General features: G+C 43.1%; 4 protein-coding genes. All 4 read left to right on the forward strand.

The genetic code is table 11. The features are described 5' to 3' along the window. The first annotated feature begins 66 nt into the window (after nt 1-66). Nucleotides 67-6738, forward strand: coding sequence for an AAA family ATPase (locus Q5691_RS21735; RefSeq protein WP_445305843.1), 6672 nt, complete (start codon nt 67-69; stop codon nt 6736-6738). Further along, entirely contained in the window at nt 6735-7766 is a 1032-nt protein-coding gene (locus Q5691_RS21740) for a response regulator (protein WP_333215110.1), read from the forward strand. The genes Q5691_RS21735 and Q5691_RS21740 overlap by 4 nt, the downstream gene beginning before the upstream one ends. A gap of 84 nt (nt 7767-7850) precedes the next feature. Continuing rightward, entirely contained in the window at nt 7851-8480 is a 630-nt protein-coding gene (locus Q5691_RS21745; RefSeq protein ID WP_333215115.1) for a response regulator transcription factor, read from the forward strand. A 140-nt stretch (nt 8481-8620) separates the two neighbouring features. Further along, complete coding sequence (locus tag Q5691_RS21750; protein WP_333346945.1) at nt 8621-10792, forward strand: flotillin family protein; 2172 nt, start codon at nt 8621-8623, stop codon at nt 10790-10792. Nucleotides 10793-10852: the final 60 nt, after the last annotated feature.

The raw sequence follows: 10852 nt of genomic DNA on the forward strand, positions 1-10852 counted from the left end.
TAAAATCTAAAATCTAAAATCGACTGATGGCTCACGCACCTCTGGTGTGAGGAGCAAATTTATGCTATGTTCGACTGCAAAGTTGACAGCGGTATGAATATGCTGACTCTTCCCGGCGTTGAAATCACAGAGCTCATCTACGAAAGCGCAAACTCTCTGGTTTACCGAGCATTGCGACAGCCCGACAATCAACCCGTCGTCCTCAAAATCCTCAAAGAAAATTATCCCACGCCCCAAGAACTCGCTCGCTATCGCACAGAGTATAAAATTACACAATCTCTGAATCTGAGTGGCTGTATAAAAGCCTATGATTTGCAGCCATATCAAAACACGCTGGTGATGTTTGTGGAGGATTTTGGCGGCGAATCCTTGAAAATTTGGATGCAGCAGCAAAAATTTAGTATTGCAGAATTCTTGCGAATTGCGATCGCCACCACAGAAAGTTTACAACAAATTCACAGCGCCCACATCATTCACAAAGACATTAACCCTTCAAATATTGTCTTCAATCCAGCTAGCGGAGAACTCAAAATTATCGATTTTGGCATTTCCACGCAGTTAACGCGGGAGAATTCTACCCTAAAAAATCCCAACATTTTAGAGGGAACTCTTGCTTATATGTCGCCGGAACAAACCGGCCGAATGAACCGCAGTTTAGATTACCGCACGGATTTTTATTCCCTGGGCGCTACTTTTTACGAACTGCTGACAAACAAATTGCCTTTTGACACTAACGATGTGCTGGAATTAGTACACAGTCATCTCGCTAAACAGCCGTTATCTCCATCTCAGGTGAATCCCGAAATTCCGCAAATTGTTTCCGATATTGTGATGAAGTTGATGGGGAAAAATGCTGAGGAGCGGTATCAAAGTGCGATCGGCATTAAAGCGGATTTAGAAGAATGCTTAAATCAACTGCACAGCAATAACAATATATCCTTTTTTTCCCTAGGATGTCAAGATATTTCTGATCGCTTTCAAATTCCGCAAAAACTTTATGGCAGAGAGCGAGAAATTGATAGTTTACTAACAGCTTTTGAAACAGTCAGCAGTCACAGGCAAGATGCCTGTGCCACAAGCAATCACAGGCAAGATGCCTGTGCCACAAGTTCAATGATGTTGATTTCTGGATATTCTGGTATCGGGAAATCAGCTTTGGTGCAAGAATTATACAAACCGATTACTCAACAGCGCGGTTATTTTATCTCCGGCAAATTTGACCAATACCAGCGCAACATTCCCTACAGCGCAATTGTCAGCGCTTTTCAGGATTTAGCCAAACAACTGTTGACAGAAAGCGCAGCCAATCTCAAAGAATGGCGGGAAAAAATATTATACACCTTGGGAATCAACGGTCAAGTCATTATTGACGTAATTCCTGAAATTGAATTAATTATCGGCAAGCAACCTGCGCCGCCAGAATTGGGTGCGGCAGAAGCGGAAAATCGCTTTAATTTTGTGTTTCAAAACTTCATTAAAGTCTTTACCAAACCCGAACATCCTCTGACAATATTTATCGATGATTTGCAGTGGGCTGACGGGGCATCTCTGAAACTGATGCAACTGCTGATGAATGCTTCGCCAGCGGGACTGTTTTTAATTGGGGCTTATCGGGATAACGAAGTTTCTGCGGCTCATCCGTTAATGCTAACAATTGAAGAGATTGTCAAAACAGGGGCAAAGGTCGATCGCATTTTTCTGTCACCTTTGGATTTATCCTCTGTTACTCAACTGATTTCTGATGCCCTGAATTGCCCGGAAGCAAGAGTCAACTCCCTTGCCGAGTTAGTGTTTTTCAAGACGGGCGGAAATCCTTTCTTTATGAATGAATTTCTCAAATCGCTTTATACAGAAGGACTCTTACAATTTGACTTTACCCCCAGGGCTGTTTCGGGGCAACTACGGGGGGATTGCCCCTACGAAAAACCAGGGTTTTGTAGGGGCGGTGCCCCCGTGCCCGCCCAGCCCATAGACGATGGGGTAGGGGTTTCAGATATCGCGGCAACCACGGGGGGATTGCTCCTACAAGAGAATGAAACAGCCCAGCCTCACCAAGGGGGGACACAGGGGAGTTGGCAGTGGAATTTAGAAGAAATTCAAGCGAGAAATTTCACTGATAATGTTGTCGAATTGATGGCTAGCAAAATTCAACAAATGCCCGATAATACGCAGGAAACGTTAAAGATAGCAGCCTGCATTGGCAATCAATTCGATCTGAAAACGCTAGCGTCAATTCGCCAAAAAAATCTGAGAGAAACGGCCGATGATTTGTACGAAGCAGTTGCGAAAAATTTAGTTTTCTTGCTGGGGAATATGGGAGATGTCGAATTAGAAATTGCAGGTAAATCAGCCAGTAACCAATCCGTAGAATACAAGTTTGTTCATGACAGAATTCAGCAAGCTGCTTATTCCCTGATTGATGAACAGGATAAGCCGATAGTCCACAAACAAATAGGACAACTGCTGCTGCAAAATACTCCGCTCGACAAGCGAGACGAAAAAATATTTGATATTGTTAACCAATTAAATTTCGGCTTAGAGTTGATTGTTCATCAGCAAAAAAAAGACACACTGGCGGAATTAAACCTGATAGCAGGTCAAAAGGCTAAAGCATCAACTGCTTATCAGCCAGCTTTTAACTATCTGCAAACAGGGATAAACTTGTTGGCAGAAAACGCTTGGGTGATGCAATATAACCTAAGTTTGCAACTCCATCAGGAAGCCACAGAGGCAGCTTATTTTTTTGGGGATTTCGAGCGAATGGAAAGTTTAGCTGCCCTTGTCCTGGAAAATACTAAAATTGCAGTCGATGGAGCAAAAGTTTACGCTCTTAAAATTCAAGCAGCGCTGTCTAAAAGCAACTTTCAAGAAGGCATAAAAATCGGTTTGTATTTTCTACGCTTATTGGGGATAAACTTACCAGACAACCCAGACAGGAGGGATGTTGAAAAAGGATTTGAAAAAACAAAATCTCTTTTGGCTGGCAGGAAAATAGAGGAATTGCTTGACTTGCCCGAGATGACACAACCTGAACCTCTGGCAGCTTTATTGATTTTATCAAGACTAATGGGGACTACCTATATAGCTAATCCCAACTTAATGATATTAATGGTTTTAACTAATGTCAATTTATCGGTCGAATATGGAAATTCTATTTTGTCGGCTTTTGCTTATGCGACATACGGCGTTGTATTGTGTGGGATTGTTGTAGATATTGAGTTGGGTTATCACTTTTCCCAATTGGCATTAAAGTTAGTAGAACGCTTTAATGCCCAGGAAGTCAAGGCTAAAGTTTTAGATGCTGTTGCCCATCACATTCTTCCTTGGAAAAAGCATTTAAAAGAAACTAGAGCTATGTTATTAGAAGCTTATCAGAGGGCGGTTGAAACGGGAGATGTAGAATTTATTGGTCATGTTTTATTCGAGCGACCTTTTAATTCTTATGCAATGGGATTTGAACTTGGGAAACTAGAGCAGGAAATCGTAAATAACAGTGAAATTATTAGAAAGTTTAGACTAACAAGTTGCTTAAATTATCTTTCTATGTATTTAGAGGTGGTTCGCAATTTACAAGCTAAGTCAAACAATACTATTCAGTTGATAGGAGATGCTTACAATGAAGAGGAATCGCGGGATGTATATCTATTAAATAATGACAAACACGGGTTGTTTTTGCTTTTTTTAAACAAAATGATTTTAGGTTTTTTATTTGAAGATAATTATGTATCGCTCGATAATGCAGACCTGGCACAACAGTATATAAGTGGCGAAACAGGAATAGTTGCTGTTCCGATATTTCACTTTTATGATTCTTTAGTTTATTTAAAATTAGCGAGCGATCGAATACCAATTGAGGATAAAAATAATTGGATCGAGCGAGTGACTCTCAACCAAGAAAAAATGCGTAACTGGGCGCATCACGCTCCCATGAATTACTTACATAAATTTTATCTAGTTGAAGCTGAAAAAGCGCGAGTTTTGGGGCAAGTTGTGGAAGCGATCAACTATTACGATATCGCAATTTCCCTGGTCAAAGAAAACGAGTACATCCACGAAGCCGCCCTCGCTTACGAACTCGCAGGCAAGTTCTATTTATCTTGGGGGAAAGAATTAACAGCCAAAGCTTATATGCAGGAAGCTCGTTACTGCTATCAACTCTGGGGTGCCGTGGCTAAAGTTAAAGATTTAGAAACGCGATATCCGCAATTATTTACGCTCGATCTACCTACAAATAAAAACATTTCAACCACTACATTAACTACGGGCAGCCCTTCTAGTTCTTCCTTGGATATCGCTACAGTAATGAAAGCTTCCGAGGCCATTTCTGGCGAAATTGTACAGGAGAAATTACTGTCCCGATTGATGAAAATTTTGATTGAAAATGTCGGCGCTCAAAAAGGATATTTAATTTTAGAAAGCCAGGAAAAATTGCTGATTGAAGCTGAAGGTGTAATGAATGATGAACGGATAACAGTGCTGCAATCGGAACCAGTAGAAAACTGCCAGGAACTTTCCGAAACAATTATCAATTATGTCGCCCGAACCAAAGAAAATTTAGTGTTAAATGATGCCACTCGTGAAGGTAACTTTACGAATGACCCTTACATCAAAGCACGTCAGCCCAAGTCTATTTTGTGTGCTGCTTTGATGAATCAAGGTCAACTGGCTGCTATTGTTTATCTCGAAAATAACCTTACCGCACAAGCTTTTACTCCCGATCGCCTGGAAGTTTTGCAATTGTTATCGGGACAAGCGGCGATCGCACTTACCAATGCTAAACTCTACGCGGAAGTCAAAGAACGCGAAAACCGACTGACTCAATTTATCGACGCTATGCCGATCGGGGTAGCCGTGCATGATACCACCGGACAGATTACCTACGCAAATCAGACAGCACATCAACTAAGTGCCATTCCCACAATACCCGAAGCAAATAGTGAGAAATTAGCAGAAGCTTGTCAACTTTATCTGGCGGGAACTAACGAGTTATATCCCACCGCACAAGTCCCAATCGTGCGTTCTTTGGGGGGTGAAACTGTCAAAGTAGATGATATCGAGTTCCACCGACCTGATAAGATTGTTTCTTTAGAGGTTTCTAGCACTCCAATTGTCGATGAAACTGGCAAGATTAATTATGCGATCGCCACATTTCAAGATATCACCGATCGCAAACAAGCCGAAAAAGTTTTAGCCGACTACAACCGCACTTTAGAACAGCAAGTGAGCGATCGCACTCTCGAACTCCAGCGAGAAATTATCGAGCGACAACGAGCCGAAGACGCCGCACAAGAAGCCAACCGAGCAAAAAGTACATTCCTCGCAAATATGAGCCACGAATTGCGGACTCCCCTCAATGCAATTCTGGGTTTTTCCCAATTAATGAATCGTTCTTCTAACCTATTGCAGGAACAGCAAGAACACCTGAGTATTATCACCCGCAGCGGAGAACATTTGCTGGAACTGATTAACCAAGTATTAGATTTGTCCAAAATAGAAGCGGGACGCACGACTCTCAACGAGACAAATTTTGACTTCCACCGCCTACTGGACGACATCGAAAATATGTTCCAACTTCCGGCACAAAATAAGGGATTGCAGTTATTAGTAGAGCGGATGCCCGACGTTCCCCAATATGTGCGAGCTGATGAAATTAAATTGCGCCAAATCTTGATCAACCTGCTTTCTAACGCGATTAAATTTACCTCCGAAGGCGGCATTTATGTGAAAATTAAAAATCAGGATTTGGCTCAGCAAATCTGCTTTGAGATAGAAGACACGGGAGAGGGAATTGATGTTAGTGAATTAGACAAGATATTTGAAGCTTTTGTGCAAACTAAAACAGGGGAAGAATCGCAACAAGGAACAGGATTAGGTTTAACTATCGCACGTTCTTTTGTGCAGTTAATGGGAGGTGAAATGACAGTCAGTTCTCGTGCGGGAGGCGGTACTATTTTCAAATTTGACATTAAAGTTAATTCCGTTGAAAGTGCCGATCGCCAACGGGAACAGCCAACTAGACGAGTTATTGCGATCGCACCCAATCAACCCCGCTATCGAATTCTCGTTGCAGACGACGCTTTTGACAACCGCCAACTGCTAGTTAAACTGCTTTCCGCGATCGGTTTTGAAGTCTACGAAGCCCAAAATGGGAGAGAAGCAATAGAAAAGTGGGAGCAATATTCACCGCACTTAATCTTTATGGATATGCGGATGCCGGTGATGGATGGGTATGAAGCAACCAAACAAATTAAAGAGGGCAACCACAGGGGGATTGCCCCTACGGAAAACGAGGATTTTGTAGGGGTAGTGCCTCCGTGCCTACACCAGACAGCAATTGTTGCTATAACAGCAAGTAGTTTTGAGGAAGACAAAGCTATGGTTCTTTCTATCGGCTGCGATGATTTTATTCGCAAACCATTTAGAGAAGCGAACATATTTGATGTTCTGCACAAACATATCAGGGTGCAATTCGTTTTTGAAGAACTAAATGCTGCCCCCAGTTTCACAGAAAATGAAGTAAATGTATTGACAAAAACCGCTTTTTCTGAATTACCTCCTGAGTTAGTAGCCAATCTCCAGCAAGCCATTAGCAACCTCGATTTGGAACAGATGCAAACAGTCATCAGTCAAATTCGCGAAATCAATCAGCCCTTAGCTAGGGCGAGCGCAGCTTGCATTAAAAATTTTCAGTACGAACAGTTGCTCAATTTAATACACACATTAAGGGATGAGACATGAACAAAAAACTCCGTCTTACCCGCGAAGAAAGTATTTTAGTGATTGATGATTGTCCGGAGAATTTAAAACTTTTAAGCGGCATACTATCGGCCGCTGGCTATAAAGTTAACCTAGCTCCCAGTGGGAAATTAGGTCTTAACTTTATCGATTCCAACTTGCCCGACTTAATTTTACTGGATATTATGATGCCTCACATGGATGGCTACGAAGTCTGCGAGCAGCTTAAAGCTGCTCCAAAAACTCAAAATATCCCAATAATTTTTATCAGCGCTTTGCAAGAAATTTTTGATAAAGTAAAAGCATTTTCTGTGGGCGGAATAGACTACATTACAAAACCTTTTCAACAACAAGAAGTTTTAGTGCGCGTCGAAAACCAATTACGTCTAAAAAGGATGTCTAAACAACTCATAGACCAAAATATTCTCGAAGAGCGCAACCGCATGGCGCGGGAAATTCACGACACTTTAGCGCAAACTTTTGCAGGTATTATCATACATTTGGGAGCTGCTGAACGGGTAATATCAGCAAATCCAGAACAAGCACAAGTACACATGAAAACTCTCTGCGAATTGGCTCGCTCTGGCCTGACTGAAGCGCGGCGATCCGTAGAATCTTTGCGCCCGCAACTGTTAGAAGATGGTGACTTGTATAGCGCTCTCAACCAAATTGCTAAACAAATGTCATCAGATACTGATACGCGCTCTATTTTAGAAGTAGTTGGCACAGCCTATTCCCTACCATTAGAGGTAGAAAATAACCTGTTGCGTATCGGGCAGGAAGCATTAACAAATGCTTTCAAATATGCCAAAGCTACAGCGATCAAAATTGAGTTGGTTTACGAAACATCCAAGTTCCTTTTGCGAGTGCAAGATAACGGAGAGGGATTTGATACGGAAAGTTTCGGTTTTAGGAATGGCTTTGGTTTATTGGGAATGAGAGAACGCGCCGATCGCATTAACGCGCAACTAATTGTAAACAGCAGCCCCGGAAACGGAACAGAAGTTATAGTTTCAGTTAATCGCCAGTAAAGTAAGGTACACATTTCGCACCATACATAGTAAGTTTGTATTGATATTTTCATTTTTTTTTATAAAATTAACAGGGGAAACATGATGAACCAATCCAATATTATTCGCGTTTTAATTGCCGACGATCATTATATTGTGCGGCAAGGTTTAGTGGCGCTGCTGAATCATGAATCAGATGTTAAAGTTGTGGCGCAAGCAAGTAACGGGCAGGAAGCATTAACAATGTTCCGCGAATATCAGCCCGATGTCACCCTTATGGATATGCGGATGCCCCAAATGGATGGAGTCGCCGCCATTGCTGCGATTTGTGCGGAGTTTCCCAGCGCCCGGATTGTGGTGCTGACGACTTATGACGGCGATGAAAACATCTATCGCGGATTGCAAGCTGGTGCTAAGGGCTATCTGCTGAAGGATGCGGAACCAGAGGAGCTTTTAGCAGCAATTCGGGCGGTTTTTGAGGGTAAAAAGTATATTCCGCTGGCAGTGGGTGTTAAGTTAGCCGATCGCCTGAGTGGCCCTGAATTGAGCGATCGCGAATTAGAAGTCATCCGCCTCATAGTCGCGGGTAAAAGCAACAGCGAGATTAGTGAAGTTTTGCACATCAGCGAAAGCACCGTCAAGTTTCACATCAACAATATTTTGAGCAAAATGGGAGTTAGCGATCGCACGCAGGCCGCGATTTCCGCATTAAAACGGGGGATTGTCAGCCTGTAATTTAATTATAAGTATTTCTACTGAAAAATATGACTGTTATGAGGGCAAATAATGATAAATAAGATCTTAAGTTTTACGCCAAAACTTTTTAGTAAGGCTAAGCTGGAACTCCTAGGACAAATTAGCCCTGCTCAAAAAAAATGCTTTATTCATTTTTGTCCAAATCTCAAGTCAAAGTCCGCGTTTTAAAACAGTTTGCAGCCGCTGTTTCGGCGTCTTTAGCTCTTAGTGCAACAACCAGTTTGAAACCTTCACAGGTATTAGCAGCTAGCAATATCCCCCTCCCAAATCAAAGCTCGACTCAGTTAGTCGCAAAACCTGATTCTAGCTTGCAGTTAGGGCAGTTACGCAGCAGTGTTCCCGTGCAGACAATGCAGCTCGATCCGGGCGGATTTATCCCGATCGCGATCGGCGGTATGATAATTATTCTGGTGCTGCCATTATTTTTTGGCGGATTGGTAGTAATTGGCGATCGCGAAGTCGGAATTGTCAGTAAAAAGTTTAGCTTCGGCGGCAAGTCTTTACCGCCCGGAGATTTAATTGCCTTAAACGGAGAAGCGGGATATCAAGCTGATACTTTGCCCCCCGGTTGGCACTGGGGTTATTGGCCTTTGCAGTACAACGTTCGCAAAGAGTCTCTAACTGTAGTTCCCCAAGGTGAAATTGCTTTAATTATCGCCGCCGCCGGCGAGTCGATTCCGCCGCAGCGCATCCTCGGCAAAATCACAGAATGCGACAATTTTCAAGATGCTCGCAAATTTCTTAAAAGCGGTGGAGAAAAAGGTCGCCAACTCGGCATTCTGACGGGCGGCAGCTATCGAATAAATACGGCATTATTTACGGTAATTACAGCAGCTAATGCTCCCAAACACGGGATGACAGCGGAACAGTTGAAACTGTACAAAATTGCTCCCGATAAAGTGGGAGTTGTGACAACTTATGACGGCGTTCCGATCCAAGATGGCGAAATTGCAGGGCCAATTATTCCGAATCACGACAACTTCCAAAACGCGCAAAAATTTATCACCGCTGGCGGGCGACGCGGTTTGCAGGAACAGGTTTTGCTTTCCGGTTCGTGGAACTTAAATCCTTGGTTTGTCGGAGTTGACCAAGTGCCGATGACCGAAATCCCGATCGGCTATGTCGGCGCGGTTATTTCTTATGTCGGCAAAACCTCAGAAGATGTGAGCGGCGCTGCTTTTACCCACGGAAATTTAGTAAATGTCGGCAATAAAGGGGTTTGGGTAACTCCCCTTTATCCGGGGAAACATCCGCTGAATACTCGCATTTTGAAAGTAGAGTTAGTGCCGACTACTAATATAGTATTGAATTGGTCTGGTAAAACAGAAAGGCACAGTTACGATTCTCAACTTTCGTCTTTAACCGTGCGTTCTCAAGACGGTTTTGCCTTTGATTTAGAAGTAGCTCAGATTATTCACGTAGGAGCTTTGGATGCTCCAAAAGTGATTTCTCGCGTAGGTTCGATGCAGAATTTAGTAGACCACGTTTTGCAGCCGACAATTGGCAATTATTTCCGCAATTCGGCTCAAGCTTATTCTGTATTAGATTTTCTCTCGGCAAGAAGCGGCAGGCAAGCGGAAGCAGCCGAGTATATCAAAGCAGCTTTGCGAACCTACGACGTGCAGGCAATTGATACTTTAATCGGGGATATTTTGCCACCCGCAGAGTTGATGCAAACTCAGACAGATCGCAAAATTGCTGAGGAACAGTGTAAGACTTATGAGGTGCAGCAATTAGCACAAACTCAGCGGCAACAATTGGTGCGGGAAACGGCGCTGGCTGAGATTCAGCAAGAGATGGTGAAATCGGAACAAGGCGTGAAGATTTCTGAGTTGAAAGCGAATTCTCAGGTGAAGCAAGCTCAAGGCGAAGCTGAGTCGATTCGGGTGAAGGGAAATGCTCAAGCTGAAGCTTATCGCGCGGGTGTTGTAGCTTTGGGAGGTTCGGGTTATACGGCTTTGCAGTTAATGCAAATTATAGGCGATCGCAACGTGCGAGTTGTGCCGGATGTTGCGGTAACAGGTAACGGTAGCGGTGGCGGTTTGGTTGATGGTTTGCTGGGAATGATGATGTGGAATCAAACGAGCAAAAATGGAGAAAATGGCGGGGAGTTACCTGTAGTTAACCTACAGAAATCGGAACCTGCAGCCAAGTTATCAGTAGCCCAGGTGAATTCTGTTAAGCCGTCGGCATCTCGCGCTAATTCCCCTGTTGCGAATTCTGAGGCTGATATTGATTCGCGATTTGATGAATTGCCGTTTGACGATCGATCTTTTAGGAATGAAAAATAAATAACTTAATGAATTACTCAGGTTGGGGTACGGCTCGATAATTCCATTTGGGCAAATATT

This window comes from Microcoleus sp. w1-18aA5 (assembly GCF_036701705.1).
Taxonomy (GTDB): domain Bacteria; phylum Cyanobacteriota; class Cyanobacteriia; order Cyanobacteriales; family Microcoleaceae; genus Microcoleus.

What these genes read in the sequence shown, in the direction of transcription:
- Q5691_RS21735 (WP_445305843.1), top strand. Translation starts at nt 67, where the DNA reads ATGTTCGACTGCAAAGTTGACAGCGGTATGAATATGCTGACTCTTCCC.
- Q5691_RS21740 (WP_333215110.1), top strand. Translation starts at nt 6,735, where the DNA reads ATGAACAAAAAACTCCGTCTTACCCGCGAAGAAAGTATTTTAGTGATT.
- Q5691_RS21745 (WP_333215115.1), top strand. Translation starts at nt 7,851, where the DNA reads ATGAACCAATCCAATATTATTCGCGTTTTAATTGCCGACGATCATTAT.
- Q5691_RS21750 (WP_333346945.1), top strand. Translation starts at nt 8,621, where the DNA reads ATGCTTTATTCATTTTTGTCCAAATCTCAAGTCAAAGTCCGCGTTTTA.